The sequence below is a fragment of the Chromobacterium sp. CCUG 30098 genome, from assembly GCF_059916605.1.
The window spans coordinates 91,777-112,884 of record NZ_JAUCGS010000011.1 but is presented as its reverse complement, the minus strand read 5'-3'; the positions used below and the strand labels follow the sequence as shown (position 1 = coordinate 112,884).

Below are 21,108 nucleotides of genomic sequence, written 5' to 3'. Positions count from 1 at the left end.
AGCGGTATCGCCCACATTTTCCTTTTATGACCGTTCAACCTGGAGAGTGCCGCGCATGAGCCAAAACGTTTGTCTGGATCCGTTGACCGCCGCCGATTTTTCCGCCCTGGCCGAACTGGCCGGCGAGATCTGGCATCAGCATTTCATCAGCATGATCAGCCGCGAGCAGATCGAATACATGCTGGCCGGCCGTTATGTGCCGGAAAAGCTGTCCGCCTATCTGGGCGCGCCGGACCGCTGGTTTGGCCTGTTGAGGCTGGACGGCAGGCTGGTGGGTTATTGCAGTCACGCGCTGACGGCGACGCCGGGGGAGATGAAGCTGGAGCAGCTGTATCTATTGGCGGAGACGCGCGGCCGCGGCCTGGGCGCTTATATGCTGGACGCGGTGGAACGGGCTGCGCGGCAGCGCGGCTGCCATACCCTGGTCTTGACGGTGAACAAGCACAATGCCGGCGCCATCGCGGTGTACAAGCAGCGTGGTTTTACCTTGCGGGAGCAGGCGGTGTTCGACATCGGCAACGGCTTTGTGATGGACGACGACGTGATGGAGAAGCGCTTGGCTTGAAGGCCGCTGCGTAGTCTTCAAGAGTGGCCAACTGAAGGGCGCAAGGCGGTATGCCTTGCGCCTTTTCCGTTTAGGGGCCGGATTCAGAACCTTAGGGTTCTGTCACGGGTCTCCTCCTGCCACATCGCCTCCAGGTAGCTGTGGTATTCGTCGGCAATCCAGCCGGCGGCGTGACACAGGCCCTTAAGCTGAGCCAGATCCGGGCGCGGCAGCGCGATCTGCTGGCGCATGCTGACCAGCAGCGGGCGCAGTAAATCCAGCGCTTCCAGGCCGTTGGCCAGCGCGTCCGCGGTTTCTAGTTTGGAGAGGGGGGCTGCGGGGAGGGGATGTTTATCCATGATGAACTCCTGACATGGCGTTCCGAGGTCACTTTAGCGGTGCGTTCGGAATAGGGCTGAGAAGCCGCGACTGACGAGCGCGGGTTTCGCCTGACAGGTGTGTTCAGCACCAAGGCGGAATCTAGCAGCGTGCTAGTGGACGGTCAATGCCGCGGGGCATTGCCGGCCGTGTGGAATTGCTGTGTTGGACTTGTCGGGATTAGTCTGTCTTTGCGCGCAGCCCATCCTGGCGGGTGCTGATGCTTGGAGACGCAAACATGAATCCTTGGCTATTGCTAATGTGTTCCATTGTCGCGGAGGTGGCGGGCACGCTGCTTCTGAAGGTGTCTCATGGGCTGACGCGGCTATGGCCCACCCTATCGATGGGAGTGTGTTATCTATTGGCGATCTGGCTGATGGGCTTGGTGAGCAAGAAGCTGGAAATCGGCCTGACTTATGCGGTATGGGCTGGGGTGGGCACGGCCGCCACTGCTTTGCTGGGGGTGTGGATTTTCAACGAGGGCGCTTCCTTGATGAAGGTGCTGGGCGTGGGCTTCATAGTTGCCGGCGTGGTGTTGTTGAATTTGAGCCAGAGCGCTTGAGGGATGGGGGGTGTAGCAAGGGCAAGCTGCCTAGCTTGCCCTTGTCGCGTCAGGAAGCGCTCAGGTGCCGCAGAAGGTCCGATACCCCTGCGCCACTTCCGGCGCGGCCGGCAGCGTGTAGCGCTCCAGGCCGGCGCGTTCGGTGAAGGGCTGGCGCAATACGTCCAGCAGCGCCAGCGTCGGGCCCATGTCGCCGTGGTCGCTGGCGGCGGCCAGCGCTTCTTCCACCAGGTGGTTGCGCGGGATGTAGAGCGGGTTGGCCTGGCGCAGCGCGGCGGCGCGTTCGGCGGCGGCTTGCGGTTCGGCGTCCAGCCGCTGGCGCCAGCGCGCCAGCCAGGGCGCGGCGGCGGCAGGGTCGTTGAAGAGCTGAGTCAGTGCCTGGTCTTGGCCTTCGGCGGCGTCGGCCAGCCGGCGCCAGGCCAGGGTGTGGTCGGCATCTTGGCGCGCCAGCAGCGCCAGCCAATCTTCAGCCAGTTCCTGGTCGATGTCCTGCGCCTGGTTCAGGCCCAGCTTGCGGCGCGCCTGTCGCAGCCAGTGGGCCTGGTAGCACTCGGCGAAGTCTTCGATGACGGCGGTGGCCGCCGGCACCGCGTTCTTGGGCTCGTCCGGGTCCAGCAGCGGCAGCAGGGTTTCCGCCAGCCGGGCCAGGTTCCATTGGGCGATGGCCGGCTGGTTGCCGTAGGCGTAGCGGCCGCCGCTGTCGATGGAGCTGAACACGGTGGACGGATGATGGACGTCCATGAAGGCGCAGGGGCCGTAGTCTATGGTTTCGCCGCTGAGCGCCATATTGTCGGTGTTCATCACGCCGTGGATGAAGCCGGCGTGCATCCAGCGGGCGATCAGTTCGGCCTGACGTTCCGTCACCGCTTGCAGCAGCGCCAGATAGGGCTGGTCGGCGCCGGCCAGTTCGGGGTAGTGGCGCGCCAGGGTGTAGTCGGCCACCTGGCGCAGCATGTCGCGTTCGCCGCGGAGGGCGAAGTACTGGAAGGTGCCGACGCGCAGATGGCTGGCGGCGACGCGGGTCAGCACCGCGCCGGGCAGCGCTTGTTCGCGGTAGACGGTTTCGCCGGTGGCGGTCACGGCCAGCGCGCGGGTGCTGGGGATGGCGAGCGCGTGCATGGCTTCGCCGATGATCAGTTCGCGCAGCATCGGCCCCACCGCGGCCTTGCCGTCGCCGCGGCGGGAGAAGGGGGTGCGGCCGCTGCCCTTGAAGGCGATGTCGCGGCGTTGGCCGTTGCGGTCGATGACTTCGCCCAGCAGCAGCGCGCGGCCGTCGCCCAGCGACGGCGACAGGCCGCCGAACTGGTGGCCGGCATAGGCTTGGGCCACCGGCTTGGCGCCAGCCGGCAAGGCGGCGCCGGAGAAGGCGGCGGCCAGTTCGGCGGCGTCGGCCTGGCCGCTGTCCAGGCCCAGCTCTTGCGTCAGTTCGGCGTTCCAGTACAGCAGGGCCGGCGCGGGCGGGCGTTCTGGCTGCACCGGCGCGCAGGCGTCGGGCAGGTCGCGGGCGTAGCTGTGGTCGAAGTCGATGTGGATCATGGCGGGCTCGCTGGGCGGGGTATGGGATTGAGACGCCGGCGGCGGGGCAAAGTGCCCGGCCGCCGGCCGGCAAAAAGCCGCCCGTGGGCGGCTGGATTTAACGACTGCGGCCCTTGCCGGCCGGTTTGCTGCTGGGTTTCGCGGGCTTGCCGCGTCCGGCCGGCGCTTGGCCGGCGCCGGGCTTGGCCATGGCTTTGGCCTGCGCGGGCTTGCCGCGCTGTCCGTGACTGGCGGGGGCGGCGGCGCGCTGGCCTGGGGCCTTGTTGCGCGACAGCGGCGCACCCATGCGGTGGCGCACGGCGGCGGCCTTGTCGCCCGGCGGCGTCGGCGGAATCAGGCAGTGCTTGCTGTGGCCGATCAGGTCGCTTCGGCCCATCTGAATCAGCGCGTCGTGGAGGATCTGCCAGTTGTCCGGGTGGTGGTAGCGCAGGAAGGCCTTGTGCAGTTTGCGGCGGTAGCCGTCGCGCACCACGTCCACTTTTTCCGAGCTGCGCGACAGGCGCTTGAGCGGATTGCGGCGGGTGTGCCACATGGTGGTGGCCATCGCCATCGGCGTGGGGGTGAAGGTTTGCACCTGGTCCAGGCGGAAGTTGTTCTTCTTCAGCCACAGCGCCAGGTTCATCATGTCTTCGTCGCTGGTGCCGGGGTGGGCGGCGATGAAGTAGGGAATCAGATACTGTTCCTTGCCGGCCTGACGGCTGAAGCGTTCGAACAGTTCCTTGAACTTGTCGTACGCGCCCATGCCCGGCTTCATCATCATGGACAGCGGACCGTCCTCGGTATGTTCCGGGGCGATCTTCAGATAGCCGCCCACATGGTGCTGCACCAATTCCTTGATGTACTCGGGTGAACGCACGGCCAGGTCGTAGCGCAGGCCGGACTGGATGTTGATCTTCTTCACGCCCGGCAGCGCGCGCGCCTTGCGGTAAAGCTGGATCAGGTGGCTGTGGTCGGTGTTCAGGTTTTCGCAGATGTCCGGGAACACGCAGGACAGCTTCCTACAGGAGCGCTCGATCTTCGGGTCCTTGCAGGAGAGGCGGTACATATTCGCGGTCGGGCCGCCCAGGTCCGAGATATGGCCGGTGAAGCCCGGGGTCTTGTCGCGGATTTCCTCGATTTCCTTGAGGATGGACTCCTCGGAACGGCTCTGGATGATGCGGCCTTCGTGCTCGGTGATGGAGCAGAAGGTACAGCCGCCGAAACAGCCGCGCATGATGTTGACCGAGTATTTGATCATTTCCCAGGCCGGGATATTGGCGTCGCCGTAGCTGGGGTGCGGGTTGCGGGCGTAGGGCAGGCCGTAGACGTGGTCCATTTCCTCGGTGGAGAGCGGAATGGGCGGCGGGGTCAGCCACACGTCGCGCTCGCCGTGCATCTGCACCAGCGCACGGGCGTTGCCGGGGTTGGATTCCAGGTGCAGGGTGCGGCTGGCGTGGGCGTACAGCACCGGGTCGTGGGCCACGGCCTCGTAGGCCGGGATGCGGATCACGGTCTTGGCGCGTTCGGCGCGGCGCTTGGCCAGGCGCTCTTCGCGGGATTCGATGCGGATCACCTGCGGCTTGGACGGGTCCTGGTCCTTGGTGGCTTCGGCCGCCTGTTCCGGGATTTCCTGGTAGGGGTTGAGGTGGACGTCCACCTTGCCCGGCAGGTCCACCACGCTGGAATCCATTTCCTGCCATTCTTCATCCGGGCGCCAGTCGTGCGGCACGATGAAGGCGGTGCCGCGCACGTCGCGGATCTCGCTCAGCTTCTCGCCCCTGGCGGCGCGGTGCGCCACTTCCACCAGCGCGCGTTCGGCGTTGCCGTACAGCAGCAGGTCGGCCTTGGAGTTGATCAGCACCGACGGGCGCACTTTCTCGCTCCAGTAGTCGTAGTGGGCGATGCGGCGCAGGCTGGCCTCGATGCTGCCCACCATCACGCCCACGCCGGGGTAGGCCTCGCGGCAGCGCTGGGCGTAGACGGTGACGGCGCGGTCCGGGCGCTTGTTGGCCGCGGCGTGCGGGGTGTAGGCGTCGTCCGAGCGCGGGCGGCGGTCCGCGGTGTAGCGGTTGATCATGGAGTCCATATTGCCGGCGGTGACGCCGAAGAACAGATTGGGCTTGCCCAGCTCGCGGAAGGCGTCCGCGGAGTGCCAATCCGGCTGGGCGATGATGCCCACGCGGAAGCCCTGGTCTTCCAGCAGCCGGCCCACCAGCGCCATGCCGAAGCTGGGGTGGTCGATATAACCGTCGCCGGTGATCAGGATGATGTCACAGGAGTCCCAGCCCAGCTGCTCCATTTCGGCGCGGGTCATCGGCAGGAACGGGGCGGCGCCGAAGCGGCTGGCCCAGTACTTGCGGTAGGAGGTGATCGGTTTGGCGGCGTGTGCGGTCGTCATGCTGGCAAAAGGCTGAAGTTCAGGCAACCCGCTATTATGCCATAGTTGCCGCTTGCTTGTGGATTAAGCGCTTGTTTTTTATTGGAAATTGCCTTGGTTGCAGTAGGGTTTTGCCGCAAGGGCGGTTTTGCTCATCAAAATCAAGGCGCTGCGCGCCCTGGCCGCAGGAACGGGGCGCTGGGGTTCCCGCATGACATTCCCCGGCCGCAGGCGTATCCTAGCGGCCCGCTTGCAGGGCCGGTAAACGGCTTGGCGGGGCGGCCGCTTAGGGCCTGTTCAAAGTCTGTTGCGCTTCCGTGAGACGCGGCACGGTGAGCGCCGCATGCGACATGCTCCCGTGTCACGAGCGCATGTCGGGTTCTCAGCGATTTTCGCCAAGTTATGTCTCGCGCGTGCTCGCGGGACTTTGGACAGGTTCTATAGACGCGGCCGAGGGCGAGCGACTTGTAAAGCGAGTCTGGCCTCGGGCCAGTCGGCTTTGTCAGCCGCTCCTTGCCGCGTGGAAATCATTGTTTCAGCTAGGAGCTCAGATGACGAGCCAGATCGTATGGGTGGACGGCGCGGCGCAAGGCCGCTATGTGGATGAGTTGGAGCAGGGCAAGGTCTTGTATCTGCCCAGCTTCGATTTCAAGCTGCTGGCCGAGGAGGGCCGCTTGCTGGACCCGGCCGTCGCCGATCCCAAGCGCAAGAACATCAGCCTGGAGCCGGACAACGGCGCCTTGCACGGCGTGGTGGGCGGCGCGGAACGGGAGGCGGAGGTGCGCGGCTTGATCGCGCGCTACCAGCGGGCCGCCGCGGACCTGGCCGCGCGCTTGTTGCCGGAATATCAGGGCAAGCTGCGCGCGGCGCCCACCAGCCTGCGGCTGATGCGGGTGGAGGACCGTCGGACGTCCTGGCGCAAGGACGATAGCCGGCTGCATGTTGACGCGTTTCCGTCCCGTCCCAATTACGGCGAACGCATTCTGCGGGTGTTCTGCAATATCAATCCCGATGGCGAGCCCCGGGTGTGGCGGGTGGGCGAACCGTTCACCGATATGGCGCGGCGCATGTTGCCGCGGGTGCCGCGGCAGTGGCCGGGTTCGGCGGCCTTGCTGGCGGGCTTGAAGATCACCAAGCGCAAGCGCAGCGCTTACGATCACATCATGCTGCATCTGCACGACGCGATGAAGGCGGACCTGGATTATCAGCGCCAATGTCCGCAGGAAACCATGCCGTTCCCGCCCGGTTGCGCCTGGGTCTGTTTCTCGGATCACGCGTCGCACGCGGTGATGTCCGGCCAGTTCATGCTGGAGCAGACTTTCTGGTTGCCGGTAGCGGAGATGCATGATCCGAAGCGTTCCCCACTAAGGTTGTTGGAAAATATTGCTGGCAAGTCTTTGGTTTAACGAGATATCTATGTTTTTTTGGTTGAAAAAACGATTGAGTGGGCGGGGAGAGGCTGCTCGCGAGGTGCCTGCAAAGCGGTCAATGAATCCGAAAGGATTTAGCGAGGAGCGACTGCGCTGTTTGGGAGAGGCTGCGGATGATCATGTCTGGGGCAACCGGGACGAAGTGTTGGCTAGCAGGGAGTGTATTTGTACTGCCTGTTACTCCCGATTTCCTCCCTCCGCAGTGTTGAGATGGCAGGATGATGGTGGTTCCGCGATCTGTCCAAACCCAGGCTGCGGTTTGGGTGGATCGGTATTGGGAGATGCCTCCGGTTTGTGTCTGGACGACTACGATTACTTAATGTTTGCTAACAGGCAAAATTGATGCTTTGCCAGTATGCGGGAAGGTTGGTGCGAGGGGCCTCAAGTATTGGGCAAAAATCGGTTACAATCTTCGATTAGTCATAAACTCGCACCGCACAAAACAATGAGCACGGAAAACAACGCGCCGGTTGTCAGCAACTTCATCCGCAACATCATTGACGAGGACCTGGCCTCCGGCAAGCACAGCAGCATCGTCACCCGCTTCCCGCCGGAACCCAACGGCTTCGCCCATATCGGCCACGCCAAGGCCATTTGCCTGAACTTCGGCCTGGCCGAGGACTACCAGGGCAAGTGCAATCTGCGCATGGACGACACCAATCCGGAGAAAGAATCGCCGGAGTACGTGCAGTCCTTCATCGACGACATCAGCTGGATGGGCTTCAAGTGGGATGGCGACGTGCGCTTCGCTTCCGACTACTTCGACCGCCTGTACGGTTATGCGGTGGAGCTGATCCAGGCCGGCAAGGCCTATGTGGACGATCTGTCCGCCGAGGAAATGCGCCAGTACCGCGGCAGCCTGACCGAGCCGGGCAAGAACAGCCCCTACCGCGAGCGCAGCGTGGAGGAGAACCTGGACCTGTTCTCCCGCATGAAGAACGGCGAGTTTCCGGACGGCAGCAAGACGTTGCGCCTGAAGATAGACATGTCTTCCGGCAACATCAATCTGCGCGATCCGGCCATCTACCGCATCCGCCGCGCGCATCATCACCGCACCGGCGACAAGTGGTGCATCTACCCGATGTACGACTACACCCATTGCATTTCGGACGCCATCGAGGGCATCACCCACTCCTTGTGCACGCTGGAGTTCGAAGACCATCGTCCCTTGTACGACTGGGTGCTGGACAATATCAGCATCGGCTGCCATCCGCGTCAGTATGAATCGTCGCGTCTGGAACTGCTGTATACGCTGACCTCCAAGCGCAAGCTGCTGGCGCTGGTCAACGAGGGCGCGGTGAGTGGCTGGGACGATCCGCGCATGCCCACCGTGGCCGGCATGCGCCGCCGCGGCTACAGCCCGGCGGGCATCAAGCTGTTCGCTCAACGCATCGGCGTGTCCAAGAGCGAAAACATCATCGACATGACCATTCTGGAAGGCGCGGTGCGCGAGACGCTGGAAAACGATTCGCCGCGCGTGATGGCGGTGGTGAATCCGCTGAAAGTGACGCTGAGCAATTACGACGCCGCCGTCACCGCCAGCCGCAGCGCGCCTTTCCATCCGCATCATCCGGAGTTCGGCGAGCGTGAAGTGCCGATCGCCCGCGAGATCTGGATTGAGCAGGACGACTTCGCCGAAGTGCCGCCGCCCAAGTGGCAGCGCCTGACCGTTGGCGGCGAAGTGCGCCTCCGTTACTCCTACGTGATCAAGTGCGAGGAAGTGGTCAAGGACGCGGCCGGCAAGGTGGTGGAACTCAAGTGCCGCATCGACCACGACACGCTGGGCAAGAACCCGGAAGGCCGCAAGGTCAAGGGCGTGATCCACTGGGTGTCCGCCGAACACGCGATTGAGGCCGATGTGCGCTGGTACGAGCGCCTGTTCACCGAGCCGCGTCCGGACGCGGTGCGCGGCGAGGACGGCGAATATCTGGACTTCCGCCAGTTCCTGAACCCGGAATCGCTGAAGCTGGTGCCGACCTATGTCGAGGCCTCGGTGTTGCAGGCCGAGCCGGAGTCTCGCTTCCAGTTTGAACGCCTGGGCTATTTCGTCACCGACCGTTACGAGCATCAGCCGGGGGTCAAGGCGGTGTTCAACCGCAGTGTGGGCCTGAAGGACAGCTGGAGCAAATAAGCTTGGGCGCCCGGCCGGAAGCTGTGCGCGTCCGGAGAGGGAATGACTTTCAGCAATGGCGGGCCCGCGGGTCCGCCATTTTTGCGGCGTGCATGCATTCCAATAAAAACCAAGGATCAACGATGAAACTATCCGTGAAACCGCTTGCCCTGTCCCTGCTGGCCGCCGGCCTGCTCTCCGCCTGCGCCGCCACGCCCGGCAAGGGCAATTATGTCGAAGACAAGACTTACAAGATCACCATCCTGCACACCAACGACCACCACGGCCGTTTCTGGCCCAATAGCGACGGCGAATACGGCCTGGCCGCGCAGAAGACCCTGGTGGACCAGGTGCGCGCCGAGGTCAAGGCCGACGGCGGCTATATGCTGCTGCTGTCCGGCGGCGACATCAATACCGGGGTGCCGGAGTCCGATCTGCAAGACGCGGAGCCGGATTTCCGCGGCATGAGCCGCATAGGCTACGACGCGATGGCGGTGGGCAACCACGAGTTCGACAAGCCGGTGCCGGTGTTGATGAAACAGCGCAAGTGGATCAACTTCCCCATGCTCTCCGCCAACATCTACCAGGACGGCAAGCGAATGTTCGACCCGTACGCGATGTTCAATCTGGGCGGGGTGAGGGTGGCGGTGCTGGGCCTGACCACCGACGACACCGCCAAGATGGTGAACCCGGAGCAGGTCAAGGGCATCGAGTTCCGCAGCCCCATCGCCGAGGCCGGCAAGCTGGTGCCCGAGCTGCGCCAGCAGGCCGACATCGTCATCGCCGCCACCCATATGGGCCATTACACCGACGGCCAGCACGGCGTGAACGCGCCGGGCGACGTGGAGATGGCCCGCGCGGTGAAGGGGCTGGACCTGATCGTGGGCGGCCACAGCCAGAACCCGGTGTGCATGAAGGCGGAAAACCAGCGCGACGACGCCTATGTGCCGGGCGCGCCTTGCGCGCCGGACCGCCAGAACGGCGCCTGGATTGTGCAGGCGCACGAGTGGGGCAAATACGTGGGCCGCGCCGATTTCGAGTTCCGCAACGGCAAGCTCAAGCTCTCCAAATACCAGCTGATTCCGGTCAATCTGAAGAAAAGCGTCAAGGGCGCGGACGGCAAGGATCAGAAAGTGCCGTACACCCAGCTGATCGAGGAAGACGGCAAGCTGCGCAACTTCCTGCAAAGTTATCAGAACAAGGGCCAGGCGGCGCTGGATGTGCCGGTGGGGCGGACCAGCGCCAAGCTGGACGGCGACCGCGGCGTGGTGCGCAGCCAGCCCACCAATCTGGGCGTCTTCGTCGGCCGGGTGATGATGGACAAGGTCAAGGCGGACTTCGCCGTGTCCAATTCCGGCGGCATCCGCGATTCGCTGCCGGCCGGCGCGATCAACTACCGCGACGTGCTGAAGGTGTTCCCCTTCGGCAGCACCCTGGTCTATGTGGACCTGAACGGCCAGGAAGCGCTGGATTACCTGAAGGCCGCCGCGCGGATGACGCCCGGCGCCGGCGCCTTTGGCCAGTTCGCCGGCGTCAAGCTGCGCATCGTCGGCGGCGAGCTGCGGCAGGCGCTGATCGGCGGCCAGCCCATCGATCCGGCCAAGACCTACCGGATGGCGATCAACAGCTTCATCGCCGCCGGCGGTGACGGTTACCCGCTGATGAACAAGCACCCGGGCTTCGTCAATACCGGCTTTGTCGATGCGGAAATGCTGCGCGAGTACATCGCCGCGCATTCGCCGATAGACGCCGGCGCTTACGCGCCCGGGGACGCAGTGACGCGCAACTGAGCGCGGTCAGAGCGGTGCCGGTCATGAAAACCGCAGCCAGGGAGGCTGCGGTTTTTATTTGGGCGTCTAGCCCTTGTCCTCCAGGCCGGCCGGCGCCAGCCGGCTGAGCAGGCGGTCCAGGCCGGCGGCGGGGCGTCGTTCGGCCTCAGCGGCCTCCTTGCGCAGCACCGCGGCGCGGACCAGCTTGCCGCCCAGATAACGAAAAGGCTCCGGCGGGAATTGGCGCACAGCGCGGCCCACCAGCGGGCAGCGGCTCCACGCATCGTCCAGATCCAGCGCCAGGCTGCTGAGAATCTGCGCGCCGATGCGGCTGGGGCCTACGCCGTTGCCGCTCCACCCTATGCCGTAGACGAGGTGGGGCGCGTCCGGCAGGCGGCCGAATAGCGGCAGGCTGTCGTAGCTGCGGTCTATGGGGCCGGACCAGCTGTGCTCAACGGCCACGTCGGCCAGCGTCGGGTAGACGCGGCGGAAGTCGCTCTCGGTCAAGGCGTTCAGCGCCGGATCATCGTCGAAGCCCGCGTCGATGCGGCTGTTGAAGCCAAAGCGGCCGGTGCCCTTGCCAAAGACGATGCGGTGGTCGCGGGTGGTGCGGTAATAATCGACCAGCAGTTGCGAATCGGTGATGGCCTCGCCGCCGGTCCAGCCTATCTCCGTCAGCCGCTCGGGAATGGGCGGCGTAGCCAGCAGGGTGCTGGTGACGGGCAGGACGCTGCGCGCCAACTCCGGGACGGAAACGGCCCAGGCATTGCTCGCGATCACGACTTTGTCCGCGCTCAGCGTGCCGCCCGGCGTGATCAGTCGGGCCGGCTGTCCGCGTTCTATCCACCGCACCGGACTGTGTTCGAAGATGCGCACGCCGTTTTCCAGCGCGACGCGGCGCAGGCCGCGCGCCAGCCGGGCCGGCTGCACGGTGGCGTTGCCGGTCTCGATCACGCCTTGCAGGTGTTGCGGCGAGCCGCTGCGGCGGGCGACTTCCTCCGCCGGCAGCGGCACGAAAGTGGGGTGCCCCAGGCGCTCCGCCAATTGCTGCACGTCAAGCCAGGCGCCGTGCTGCGCCGGGGTGGTGGCGGTCCACAGCCAGCCGGCGCGGCGGAAGTGGGCATCGATGGCGTGTCGGCGGCAAAAGGCGTCGATATCGTCGATGGCCTGTTCTGAGGCCTGAACCAGGCGCAGCGCCTCGCCCGGGCCGCAGATGGCGCTCAGAGAACGGATCTTGGGCCACCAGGACATGACGAAGCCGCCGTTGCGGCCGGAAGCGCCGCCGCCGCAGACATCCTGCTCGACAATGGCGATTTGCGTGGCCGGGCGTTTTTCCAGTATCTGCAGCGCGGTCCACAGGCCGACGAAGCCGCCGCCGATGATGGCGATGTCCACGTGCAAGTCGCGGTCCAATGCATTGCCGTCGGTCAGGTCGGCGGAGACTTCTTGCAGCCAGAGAGAACGTTTCATATGCGGGCTTTCTTGGGGGTGTTACCAACTAGCCGGCAGCCAGCCCATGGCGGCGGCGATGGCGTACAGGCCGCTGCCGGCGAAGGTCGCCGCGATCAAGGCCTGGATCAGCGGATGGGCGTACCAACCGCAGCGGAAGGCGGGAACGGTTTCGCCGTGGCGGCGTGCCCGATTCAGCAGGATGATGGGCATGATGCCCATCAGCACGCCGCCGAAGGTACCGGCGAAGTACAGCGCGCCGACAAAGCTGGAGGCACCGGAATAGGCGAACAGAAACGGCGGCAGCGCGACCGCCGCCAGCACCAGGCAGCGTTTGACGGGGTGGCCTTCCGGGCCCAGCCGGAAATGGTCGAAGATATTGGTGAGCAGGCAGCCGCCCAGCCCCCAGTAAGAGGTCATCATAGCCAGCAGCGCGAAGATATTGGCGGTGTAATACGCCCAATTGCCCAGGGCGCGCCCCCAGTTGAGCGTGGCCACCTGGCTGACGTTGTCGTTGCCGACCAGTGCGATCACCGAAGCGGGAATGGCCGCCACCAGCAGCAAAGTGGCCAGCATGCCGGCCACGATCAGGCGCGGCAGTTGACGGGCTTGATGCTGATTGCCGCGCACCAGTTCCGGCACCAGGAATTGCGCGCCAAAGACGAAGACCGCCAGATTGAACACCGGGATCACGTATTCCCATTCCCTTTGCAGCAGATAGGCGACGTTGGACGAGGGATGGGAGATCGTGGCGAAAATGAGGACGAGGACGATGGTCATCATCGCGCCGCTGATCAGTTTTTGGCCGGCGCCCAAGGCTTTCAGCCCCAGATACAGAATCAAGGCGGAGGGAATGAAGAACAACAGGCTGCCCAGCTGCGGGCTTAGGCCGTATTCATTGAAGAAATCGGCGAGGATGTTGCCGCTGCCGCTCATATAAGCGGTGAGCGCGCCATAGCTGTTGGCGGCGACGGCGATGAAAATCAGCCAAGCGCCGATGCTGCCCAGGTAGCGTTGCGCCAGGCCGCTGAGCTGGTGATTGCCGCGGGTGCGCAAACAGGCCTCGGCGGTGTAGAGCATGGTGATGATGCAGATGACGCACGTGAGGATCAGGCAGGCCAGCAAGGGCAGGTAACCCGTTTTGCGGGCGGCGAAAGCAATGCCCAGCACGCCGGCGCCGATATTGGTGCCGACGATGATGCCTATGGTTTCCAGGGAGCCGATGGGGTGAACTTCCAGGCCGGAATCCGTGGACGGGTTTTGATTGACGGGAAGTGGGCGGGTGTTATCTAACATGCATTTTTCCTTTTAATTTAATATATTAATTATTTATTGTTTTATTGAACTCAAATGTCCTATCTGTGAGGGTGGGAGAGGGGGCCGAAGCGGGCCGCGCAAGCGCTGCAAAAGGGTTTCAAACTATAGCATGCCGGGCTGTGAGCGCCCGCTCAGCGTGGTCTGGTTCGGATAGTCCGTATTTGTACTGACCTTTGGGCCCGGTGAATACGCGGGCGCGCTTGCCTACGGTAATGGAGGCAGTGGCAGCTTGAGACGGAGGGCTTCTTCTGCGCGTCGGTGCGCGGAAACCGGCCTGGGAGCCTGTTCAATGACTGCTGCGCGTCGGCGATACGGCGTTGAAAACAGTTTCGAAGCGCTCATGTGCCACGAGTGCATGCCGCTTTTTCCGCCGCAACGCCTTGTCTCGCTCTAGTTCGCGAGACTTCAAACAGGCTCTGAGAAGTTTGGCGTTTGAACCCTTACAGGAGAACGACGATGGCTCAGCAAGGCGTATTCACTCTTCCCCCGCGCATCAACTTCGGCGTGACCGCGTTGACCAATGCGGCTTATCAGCAAAACATCACCGTATACGTGGACAACGAGCCGCGCGCCACGTTCAGCGGCAGCGGCGTGGACGACCGCAATCTGGGCACGCGGGTGATCAACTCCGGTTCCGGCGCGGTGAGGGTGGCGGTGACGGTCAACGGCAAGCAGTCCGACCTGGTGTCCAGCCAGGTGGTGTTGGCCAATCGCCTGAACCTGGCCTTGGTGGGCGCGGAGGACGGCGCGGACCAGGACTACAACGATTCCATCGTGGTATTGAACTGGCCGCTGGGTTAAGCGGGTCCGGCGGATGAACAAAGCCCCCATCTCGGGGGCTTTGTCGTGTCAGTCTTCCAGGGTTTCGTGGCTGGCGGCCTTGCCTTCCCGCCAGTAGCTGGCGGCGCGGATGCGGCTCTTGTCTATGCCGCGCTCCTCGCGCAGGTATTGGCGCACCGCGCGGATGGCGTGGTATTCGCCGGCGGCCCAGACAAAGCCTTCGCCCGCCGGCAGCGTCAGCGGCTTGAGCGCGGAGAGCAGCGCGGGCTCGGCGTCGGCGCCTTGGTGCACCCAGCGGATGTCGGCATTGGGATGGGCCGGCAGTTCGCAGCTTTGACCCGCCTCGCTGGTTTGCAGCAGGGCGATGACCTTGGCCGCGGGCGGCAGCTCGGCCAGGCGGCGGCGGATGGCCGGCAAGGCGGACTCGTCTCCGATCAGCAGGTGCCAGTCGAAAGCCGCCGGAATGACCAAGGAGCCGCGCGGGCCGCCTATGCCCAGGTATTGGCCGGGCTTGGCCTGAGCCGCCCAGCTGGTGGCGGGGCCGGCCTCGTGCAGCACGAACTCCAGGTCCAGCTCCAGCCGCTCCGGGTCGAAACGGCAGGGGGTGTAGTCGCGCGCGGTGGGGCGCGGCTGGCCTTCCGGATAAATCAGGGTTTCGTCCACCAGCGCCGGCAGCGCGGGTTTGGCGTCCGGATGCTCGGGGAAGAACACTTTGAGGTGGTCGTCGAAGGAGGCGGTGGCGAAGCCCGCCAGTTCCTCGCCGCCCAGGGTGACGCGGAGCAGCTTGGGGCCGAGCGGGCGGATGGCGCGCACTTGCAGCAGGCGGAAGCGCAGCGGGTGGCGCAGGCGTTGCACGGTCAGATCGGGTGTGGTCATAGAGAATCCTGTCTTGAAATCATGGCTGGGCGGCTTGGGGGCGTGAACAGCTTCTTGGACGCTGTTTACGGCCATGCGGGCAAGAGCGGGGGACTTTGCGGCTGAGAAAGCGGAGTGCGCGTACGGCGCATAAGCGTTTCAAAGCGGGTTTCAAGGCCTTGCTGAATCCCTCTCGCCGGTGCGTAACTGGCCGTCAGCACCTTATTAGCCGGTGTCGCCCAGAATTTGCTCACAGGCTTGCCTCAGGATGGCGGCGATGCGGCGTTGTTCGTCCTCGTCGACGTTGGCGGTGCGCATCAGCGCTTGCTTCAAGTCGCCGCGGGCCCGGGTCAGTTCCGGAATCCAGCTGCCGACGGCGTCGTCCGGCGGCGGCATTTCCCCGGTCAGCGCGCGGCGGATCGAGTTCATCTTGCGCGCGATGTGCTGCAGCCGCGCCATCATCCATTCCACTTGTTCGCGGTTCTGTTCCAGATAGTCGCGGCCGGCCTCTGTCAGCGCATAGCATTTGCGCTTGCCTTCCTCGCTCACCGAGATATGGCCCAGTTCTTCCAGATAGGTCAGCGCCGGGTAAACCATGCCCGGGCTGGGGCTGTAAAAGCCGTTGCTGCGGCTTTGCAGCGCCTTGATCAGTTCGTAGCCGTGGCTGGGGCGTTCTTCCAGCAGGGCCAGCAACAGCAGCTGCAATTCGTCGGAGCTGAATTTGCGGCCGCGGGTCATGCTTTCGTCGTCGCCGCCGCCAAAGCCGCCGAATCCTCCGTGTCGGCCATGGCCGCCGCCGTGGGCGTGCCGGGCCATCGCGTGGAGACGATGATGCGCGTTGCGTCCGCCCAGGCGGCGCAGCAGGGTGTCGAGACGGTGAGGCATGACGGCTCTCCTGAAAAAATATATCTTAAGATATGTTTTTAGATAGGATAAAGTCAAGCCGACTCAACAAGGGCGATGAGAATTTGTGGCGTTTTTGGCACGATGCCCGCATCGCTCCACGCCTCGCGAGCAAGAGCGGGACCAGGCGAAAGCGGCTGAGGAGGCGGAGTGCGCAAGAAGCACATGAGCGCTCCGAAGACGTTTTCAAGGCCGTAGCGCCGAAGCGCAGCAGGCTTTGAACGGGTTCTAAAAGAAAAGCCGCCCGGAGGCGGCTGGAGGGCGGCGGGGCGGCTTAGTCGCCGCTGACCACGTCCACGCCCTTGGGCGGCACGAAGGCGAAGCGGGAGGCGGGCAGCGGCGGGTTCTGCTGCGGCGCGCTGAAGCTGACCTTGGTGTGGTTGCCGAAGCTGTCGGTCAGCTCCATTTCCACCAGCATATTGGCCTTGAAGCCCATGCGGATGGCGCTGAAGCTGTTGTCGGCCTGCTTGGGGCTGGCGGACAGCCATTCCACTTCGCCGGTTTTGCCGGCTTCCTGCAACTGGTAGTTCCGCTCGATGGCGTTGTTGCCGGCCAGCAAGGCCGCCGGGCTGGAGCCCAGCGCCGCGCCCTGGGCCTTGCGGGTGACTTGCGCCAGATCCTTATCGTAGACCCACAGCGTCTTGCCGTCGCCGACGATCAATTGTTCATAGGGCTTGCTGTACTCCCAGCGGAATTTGCCGGGACGAGCGATTTCCAGCCGGCCGCTGGCTTCCTCGCGCTTGCTCTTGTTGCTGACCACTTGCTTGAAGTCGGCGCTCAGGGTTTTGTTGCCGGCGACGAAGGCCTTGAGCTGGGCGATGGCGGCGGCGTGGGAGGCGGCCGGCAGCGCCAGCGCGGAGAGGGCGACTGCGGCTGAGATCAGTTTCATCTTCATGCGGGGAAATCCTTGCGGTGGGCGGCCCGGGCCGCGTGACCAAGATGGGACCGCCGGGACGGCGCGCGGTTTCCGCGCGCGCGTCGGCGGCGACGCCGTTTTGTTAGCGATTATTGCGCGGCGGTTTCTTCCGCGGCCGTCGCCTCTTCGTCGGCCGCCGGCGGCTGGTTGAGCGCGTGCAGCGCCAGGCCCAGCGATTTCAGCCACTCCGGCTTGTCCAGGCGTTCCAGGTCCAGGATGTCGGCCTCGGCGGGCTGGTAGGCGAACACCGGTTTGCCCTGGTTGCTGTAGCGGATGTCGGCGTGAGCCTGGCCGCGGAAGCCCGGGCTGTTGAAGCGTATGGTCTGGCGGATGGCCAGCAGGTCGCCGCCGCGGCTGACGTAAAGATCGCTGACGGTGTTGCTGTTCAGCGGATTGGCCTCGGAGGCCTTGATCAGGCTGTCGATCATCTGCAGCAGGCTTTCGCTGCCCAGCGGACCGGGTTTGATCTGCGGTTTGCGCGCGGCTTCCTGACGCGCGACCTGGATCAGGCCGGCGATGATGTGGGAAGCCAGTTGGTTTTCCTGGGCGCGGTTCATGGCGATGCGCAGCCGGTAGCGCGCGCCCAGTTCCGCGGCGCGCGAGTCCAGCGGCTGGAAGCTGAACGCCTGCTTGTCCACCTTGGCGTAGGCTTCATCCAGCAGTTTCGGCATCGCCTGGTACATGGCCTGCAGCGGGAAGTTGTCGGCCACGCGCTGCGGCAGCCGCACGCGCAGGAACTTGCCTTCGTAGGCTTGCATTTCCGGCACGAACAGATAGGCGGCGGACGGGTCCACCAGCAAGGATAGGTCCTTGGCGTGGAATTGCAGCGGCAGTTGCACGCTGGTCAGCAGGTTGCGGCGCTCCAGGCGCAGCGCCGGAATCAGTTCCAGCTTGCCGCCCGGCACGTCCAGCGCGGCCTTGATGTTGAGGCGCATGCTGCGGGCGATTTGATCGGCGGCGGAGGCGGCGGCCTGTTCCAGCGTGCTGCCGTCTTCCTTGGCCTTGTCGACGTCGGCGACGCTCAGCTCATCGAAGCCGATGTCGGCGTCCAGGTTGTAGCCCTTGCTGTTCCAGTTTTGCAGCATGATCTTGCGGGCGGCTTGGTCGGCGCTTTTGTTGGCGATCGGCGAGACGCAGCCGGTCAGCAGCGCGATGCCGCACAGCGCGGCGCATAGTCCCAGTTTTTTTAGACGCATTATTGTTTCCTTGAGCGAGATTCTGCGCCGGGCGGGTGGGGTCGGTCCGGCGCGAGCCGGACAGTTTAACGCATCCGGCATCGCCTATGTCATGCGCGGGGCCGGGGCGGGGCGGTCCCGGCTGGGGGATCAGCTGAATTTATTGGTGATGGGGTAGCGCCAGTCCTTGCCGAAACCGCGGTGGGTCACGCGCGGGCCCACCGGCGCCTGGCGGCGTTTGTACTCGTTGATCTTCAGCAGCCGCACCACGCGGCGCACATCGGCCTCGGCGTAGCCTTCGGCGATGATGGCCTCGGCGGACAGGTTTTCCTCCACGTAGCGCGCCATGATGGCGTCCAGCACCTCGTAGGGCGGCAGGCTGTCCTGGTCGGTCTGGTCCGGGCGCAACTCCGCCGACGGCGGCCGGGTGATGATGCGTTCCGGGATGATCTCGCCTTGCAGATTGCGCCAGCGGCACAGTTCGAACACCAGGGTCTTGGCCACGTCCTTGAGCACGGCGAAACCGCCGGCCATGTCGCCGTACAGGGTGCAGTAGCCGGTGGTCATTTCCGATTTGTTGCCGGTGGTGAGCACCAGCTTGCCGCTCTTGTTGGACAGCGCCATCAGCAGGGTGCCGCGGATGCGGGCCTGCAGGTTTTCCTCGGTGGTGTCCTCGGCCAGGCCGGCGAAGCTGGGCGCCAGCGCCTGGACGAAGCTTTCGTACATCGGCCAGATTTCGATCTCGTCGTACTTCACGCCCAGGCGCTGCACCATGTCGCGGGAATCGGTCACCGAGATGTCCGCGGTGTAGCGCGAGGGCATCATCACCGCGTGCACCTTGTCCGCGCCCAGCGCGTCCACCGCCACCGCCAGGGTCAGCGCCGAGTCTATGCCGCCGGACAGGCCCAGCAGCGCGCCGGGGAAGCCGTTTTTGCCGATGTAGTCGCGCACGCCGGCCACCAGGGTGCGGTAAACGCTTTCCAGCGGGCCGGGCAGGGCGGCCTTGGCGCCGGGCAGCAGATCGCCGCCGTCGAAATCGACGATCAGCAGTTCGTCGTCGTAGGCGGCGGCCTGGGCCACCACCTCGCCGGCGCGGTTGACGGCGAAGGAGGCGCCGTCGAACACCAGTTCGTCCTGGCCGCCGGTCAGATTGACGTAGGCGAAGGGCAGGCCGGTTTCCTCGGCGCGGAAGCGCACCACGTCGTGGCGGGTTTCGATCTTGTTGCGATGGAAGGGCGAGGCGTTGAGCACCACCACCACGTCGGCGCCGGCGTCGGCGGCCTCGGCGGCCGGGTCGACGGACCAGACGTCCTCGCAGATCAGCACGCCCACCTTGGCCTCGCCCTGCTGGAACACCAGCGGCGCGGCGCCGGGGGTGAAGTAGCGGCATTCGTCGAACACTTCATCGTTGGGCAGCAGCATCTTGTGATACTGGCCCAGACGGTTGCCGTCGCGCAGCACGGTGGCGGCGTTGAAGCGATCCGGGCCCATCCGGGCCGGATGGCCCACCACCAGGGTAATGCCGTCCAATTCCAGCAGTTCGTCCAGCGCCTGGCTGCAGGCGCGGTAGAAACTGTCGCGCAGCAGCAGGTCTTCCGGGCTGTAGCCGGTCAAGGCCAGCTCCGGTGTGACCAGCACGTCCGCGCCCTGGGCGATGGCCGCGTGGGCGAGGTCGAGGATTTTTCGGGTGTTGCCGGGGATATCGCCGACAACGGGGTTGAACTGGGCGAGCGCGATACGCATCTTGATAGGGAACCGGATGTTTCGAGATAGATGGAATTTTACCTGATAGACGGCGCAAACGCCCGAGAGGAATCATGGTGTCCTTGCAATTGCACGAGAGAGTGGGCGCCTGGAGCGCGGAACAATGGGCGGGCCTGGGGGACGGCGGCAATCTGTTCGTGGGCCGGCCGTGGCTGGAGGCGCTGGAGCGGGCGGCTTGCGTGGGCGAGGCCAGCGGCTGGCTGCCCTTGCCGCTGGGTCTGGAGCGGGACGGCCGCTTGCAGGCGCTGGCGCCGGCCTATTTGAAGCGGCATCCGCGCGGCGAATACGTGTTCGACTGGGCCTGGGCGGAAGCCTATGCCCGCGCGGGCCTGCAATACTATCCCAAGCTGGTGGTGGCCTCGCCGTTCAGCCCGGTGGGCGGCCGGCGGCTGCTGGGCGACGCGGCGGCCTGGCCGCAATTGATCGCCGGCCTGGAGCAGGTGGTGGACGAGCACGGCCTGTCGTCGGCCCACGTGCTGTTTCCCGCGCGGGAGGAGGCGCAAGCCCTGGACGAGGCCGGCTGGCTGCTGCGCGAAGGCGTGCAGTTCCACTGGCGCAATCGCGGCTATGCCGACTTCGACGCCTTCCTGGCCACGCTGAGCCGCGACAAGCGCAAGAAGATCCGTCAGGAGCGGCGCAAGGTGGCCGAGGCCGGCGTCAGCGTGCGGACATTGCGCGGGGAGGCCATCGCCGCCGAGGACTGGGCGTTTTTCTACCGTTGCTACCGGCAGACCTATCTGGAACGCCGTTCCGCGCCCTATCTGAATCCGGCCTTCTTCGCGCTGCTGGCGGAGCGGCTGGGTTCGCATTGCCTGATGTTCGTCGCCGAGAGGGACGGCGCGCCGCTGGCGGCCAGCCTGTGCCTGGTGCAGGACGGCGTGCTGTACGGGCGATACTGGGGCGCGGTGGCCGATATTCCCTGCCTGCATTTCGAACTGTGCTACTACCAGGGCCTGGAGTACGCGATCCGCGCCGGCCTGCAATGCTTCGAGGGCGGCGCCCAGGGCGAGCACAAGCTGGCGCGGGGTTTTGAGCCGGAGCGCACCTGGTCCGCCCATTACATCGCCGATCCGCGTTTCCGCGCGGCGATTGCCGGCTGGTTGCGGCGCGAGCGGGAAGGGGTGGGCGAGTATGTCGACGCCCTTTTTTCTCATTCCGCTTACAAAACACTTGCGCCGGATGAATAGGGCTTATATACTGCGCAGCCTCTGTGAACGAAACGCCAAGCGCCTTGTTTCACGGGAATTCTGGAGAGGTGGATGAG

General features: G+C 64.9%; 17 protein-coding genes and 1 tRNA gene (1 of these 18 only partly in view). 8 read left to right on the top strand and 10 right to left on the bottom strand.

The window, feature by feature from the left end:
* Positions 1–55 precede the first annotated feature (55 nt).
* On the top strand, positions 56–565 hold the full coding sequence (locus tag QUG03_RS20640; protein WP_227103968.1) for a GNAT family N-acetyltransferase: 510 nt from the start codon (positions 56–58) through the stop codon (positions 563–565).
* A gap of 83 nt (positions 566–648) precedes the next feature.
* On the opposite strand, the gene QUG03_RS20635 is transcribed toward QUG03_RS20640, so the two are convergent.
* The gene (locus tag QUG03_RS20635) at positions 649–903 is read right to left on the bottom strand and encodes a hypothetical protein (protein ID WP_107800183.1); all 255 of its coding nucleotides are present in this window, start codon (positions 901–903) and stop codon (positions 649–651) included.
* A gap of 257 nt (positions 904–1,160) precedes the next feature.
* On the opposite strand from QUG03_RS20635, the gene QUG03_RS20630 reads away from it, so the two are divergent.
* The gene (locus QUG03_RS20630) at positions 1,161–1,484 is read left to right on the top strand and encodes a DMT family transporter (protein ID WP_500820853.1); all 324 of its coding nucleotides are present in this window, start codon (positions 1,161–1,163) and stop codon (positions 1,482–1,484) included.
* 60 nt (positions 1,485–1,544) lie between these two features.
* Here QUG03_RS20630 and QUG03_RS20625 read toward each other — a convergent pair whose 3' ends face one another.
* Together QUG03_RS20625 and QUG03_RS20620 are read right to left on the bottom strand one after the other, a co-directional pair.
* Complete coding sequence (locus QUG03_RS20625; protein ID WP_500820852.1) at positions 1,545–3,020, bottom strand: protein adenylyltransferase SelO; 1,476 nt, start codon at positions 3,018–3,020, stop codon at positions 1,545–1,547.
* Positions 3,021–3,117: 97 nt separating this feature from the next.
* Positions 3,118–5,397, bottom strand: a complete 2,280-nt coding sequence (locus tag QUG03_RS20620; protein ID WP_500820851.1) for a YgiQ family radical SAM protein — start codon at positions 5,395–5,397, stop codon at positions 3,118–3,120.
* Between the two features lie 530 nt (positions 5,398–5,927).
* Here QUG03_RS20620 and kdoO point away from each other — a divergent pair.
* The 3 genes from kdoO to ushA all read left to right on the top strand — a co-directional run bounded on the left by kdoO (position 5,928) and on the right by ushA (position 10,706).
* Positions 5,928–6,782, top strand: coding sequence for a Kdo hydroxylase KdoO (kdoO, locus tag QUG03_RS20615; protein ID WP_500820850.1), 855 nt, complete (start codon positions 5,928–5,930; stop codon positions 6,780–6,782).
* 469 nt (positions 6,783–7,251) lie between these two features.
* Positions 7,252–8,937: a glutamine--tRNA ligase/YqeY domain fusion protein gene (locus tag QUG03_RS20610; protein WP_500820849.1), complete on the top strand. Its 1,686-nt coding sequence runs from the start codon at positions 7,252–7,254 to the stop codon at positions 8,935–8,937.
* Positions 8,938–9,059: 122 nt separating this feature from the next.
* A complete protein-coding gene (gene ushA / locus QUG03_RS20605; RefSeq protein WP_500820848.1) occupies positions 9,060–10,706 on the top strand; it encodes a bifunctional UDP-sugar hydrolase/5'-nucleotidase UshA in 1,647 nt (548 codons plus the stop codon).
* Between the two features lie 66 nt (positions 10,707–10,772).
* Here ushA and QUG03_RS20600 read toward each other — a convergent pair whose 3' ends face one another.
* On the bottom strand, positions 10,773–12,155 hold the full coding sequence (locus QUG03_RS20600; RefSeq protein ID WP_500820847.1) for an NAD(P)/FAD-dependent oxidoreductase: 1,383 nt from the start codon (positions 12,153–12,155) through the stop codon (positions 10,773–10,775).
* Between the two features lie 21 nt (positions 12,156–12,176).
* Complete coding sequence (locus tag QUG03_RS20595) at positions 12,177–13,430, bottom strand: aromatic amino acid transport family protein (protein WP_235089307.1); 1,254 nt, start codon at positions 13,428–13,430, stop codon at positions 12,177–12,179.
* 477 nt (positions 13,431–13,907) lie between these two features.
* On the opposite strand from QUG03_RS20595, the gene QUG03_RS20590 reads away from it, so the two are divergent.
* Positions 13,908–14,252, top strand: a complete 345-nt coding sequence (locus QUG03_RS20590) for a fucose-binding lectin II (RefSeq protein ID WP_107800175.1) — start codon at positions 13,908–13,910, stop codon at positions 14,250–14,252.
* Positions 14,253–14,300: 48 nt separating this feature from the next.
* Here the strand turns inward: QUG03_RS20590 and QUG03_RS20585 are convergent, their stop codons facing one another.
* The 5 genes from QUG03_RS20585 to QUG03_RS20565 form a co-directional block, all read right to left on the bottom strand.
* Complete coding sequence (locus tag QUG03_RS20585) at positions 14,301–15,107, bottom strand: siderophore-interacting protein (RefSeq protein ID WP_227103957.1); 807 nt, start codon at positions 15,105–15,107, stop codon at positions 14,301–14,303.
* A 204-nt stretch (positions 15,108–15,311) separates the two neighbouring features.
* Positions 15,312–15,971 carry a PadR family transcriptional regulator gene (locus tag QUG03_RS20580; RefSeq protein ID WP_500820846.1) on the bottom strand — a complete coding sequence of 220 codons (660 nt, stop codon included), beginning with the start codon at positions 15,969–15,971 and terminating at the stop codon, positions 15,312–15,314.
* Between the two features lie 292 nt (positions 15,972–16,263).
* Positions 16,264–16,884, bottom strand: coding sequence for an outer membrane lipoprotein periplasmic chaperone LolA (gene lolA / locus QUG03_RS20575; RefSeq protein ID WP_107800172.1), 621 nt, complete (start codon positions 16,882–16,884; stop codon positions 16,264–16,266).
* A 110-nt stretch (positions 16,885–16,994) separates the two neighbouring features.
* Positions 16,995–18,101, bottom strand: a complete 1,107-nt coding sequence (locus QUG03_RS20570) for a hypothetical protein (protein WP_107800171.1) — start codon at positions 18,099–18,101, stop codon at positions 16,995–16,997.
* Positions 18,102–18,230: 129 nt separating this feature from the next.
* The gene (locus tag QUG03_RS20565; RefSeq protein ID WP_500820845.1) at positions 18,231–19,823 is read right to left on the bottom strand and encodes an NAD+ synthase; all 1,593 of its coding nucleotides are present in this window, start codon (positions 19,821–19,823) and stop codon (positions 18,231–18,233) included.
* A gap of 77 nt (positions 19,824–19,900) precedes the next feature.
* Here QUG03_RS20565 and QUG03_RS20560 point away from each other — a divergent pair, with 77 nt between their 5' ends.
* Together QUG03_RS20560 and QUG03_RS20555 are read left to right on the top strand one after the other, a co-directional pair.
* Positions 19,901–21,031, top strand: coding sequence for a GNAT family N-acetyltransferase (locus QUG03_RS20560; protein ID WP_500820844.1), 1,131 nt, complete (start codon positions 19,901–19,903; stop codon positions 21,029–21,031).
* Between the two features lie 62 nt (positions 21,032–21,093).
* Positions 21,094–21,108 (top strand) — tRNA-Ser (locus QUG03_RS20555); it runs 176 nt beyond the window's last position.

What these genes read in the sequence shown, in the direction of transcription:
- QUG03_RS20580 (WP_500820846.1), bottom strand. Translation starts at nt 15,971, where the DNA reads ATGCCTCACCGTCTCGACACCCTGCTGCGCCGCCTGGGCGGACGCAAC.
- QUG03_RS20630 (WP_500820853.1), top strand. Translation starts at nt 1,161, where the DNA reads ATGAATCCTTGGCTATTGCTAATGTGTTCCATTGTCGCGGAGGTGGCG.
- QUG03_RS20625 (WP_500820852.1), bottom strand. Translation starts at nt 3,020, where the DNA reads ATGATCCACATCGACTTCGACCACAGCTACGCCCGCGACCTGCCCGAC.
- QUG03_RS20595 (WP_235089307.1), bottom strand. Translation starts at nt 13,430, where the DNA reads ATGTTAGATAACACCCGCCCACTTCCCGTCAATCAAAACCCGTCCACG.
- QUG03_RS20565 (WP_500820845.1), bottom strand. Translation starts at nt 19,823, where the DNA reads ATGCGTATCGCGCTCGCCCAGTTCAACCCCGTTGTCGGCGATATCCCC.
- QUG03_RS20610 (WP_500820849.1), top strand. Translation starts at nt 7,252, where the DNA reads ATGAGCACGGAAAACAACGCGCCGGTTGTCAGCAACTTCATCCGCAAC.
- kdoO (WP_500820850.1), top strand. Translation starts at nt 5,928, where the DNA reads ATGACGAGCCAGATCGTATGGGTGGACGGCGCGGCGCAAGGCCGCTAT.
- lolA (WP_107800172.1), bottom strand. Translation starts at nt 16,884, where the DNA reads ATGAAGATGAAACTGATCTCAGCCGCAGTCGCCCTCTCCGCGCTGGCG.
- QUG03_RS20640 (WP_227103968.1), top strand. Translation starts at nt 56, where the DNA reads ATGAGCCAAAACGTTTGTCTGGATCCGTTGACCGCCGCCGATTTTTCC.
- QUG03_RS20570 (WP_107800171.1), bottom strand. Translation starts at nt 18,101, where the DNA reads ATGCGTCTAAAAAAACTGGGACTATGCGCCGCGCTGTGCGGCATCGCG.
- QUG03_RS20635 (WP_107800183.1), bottom strand. Translation starts at nt 903, where the DNA reads ATGGATAAACATCCCCTCCCCGCAGCCCCCCTCTCCAAACTAGAAACC.
- QUG03_RS20600 (WP_500820847.1), bottom strand. Translation starts at nt 12,155, where the DNA reads ATGAAACGTTCTCTCTGGCTGCAAGAAGTCTCCGCCGACCTGACCGAC.
- QUG03_RS20620 (WP_500820851.1), bottom strand. Translation starts at nt 5,397, where the DNA reads ATGACGACCGCACACGCCGCCAAACCGATCACCTCCTACCGCAAGTAC.
- ushA (WP_500820848.1), top strand. Translation starts at nt 9,060, where the DNA reads ATGAAACTATCCGTGAAACCGCTTGCCCTGTCCCTGCTGGCCGCCGGC.
- QUG03_RS20585 (WP_227103957.1), bottom strand. Translation starts at nt 15,107, where the DNA reads ATGACCACACCCGATCTGACCGTGCAACGCCTGCGCCACCCGCTGCGC.
- QUG03_RS20590 (WP_107800175.1), top strand. Translation starts at nt 13,908, where the DNA reads ATGGCTCAGCAAGGCGTATTCACTCTTCCCCCGCGCATCAACTTCGGC.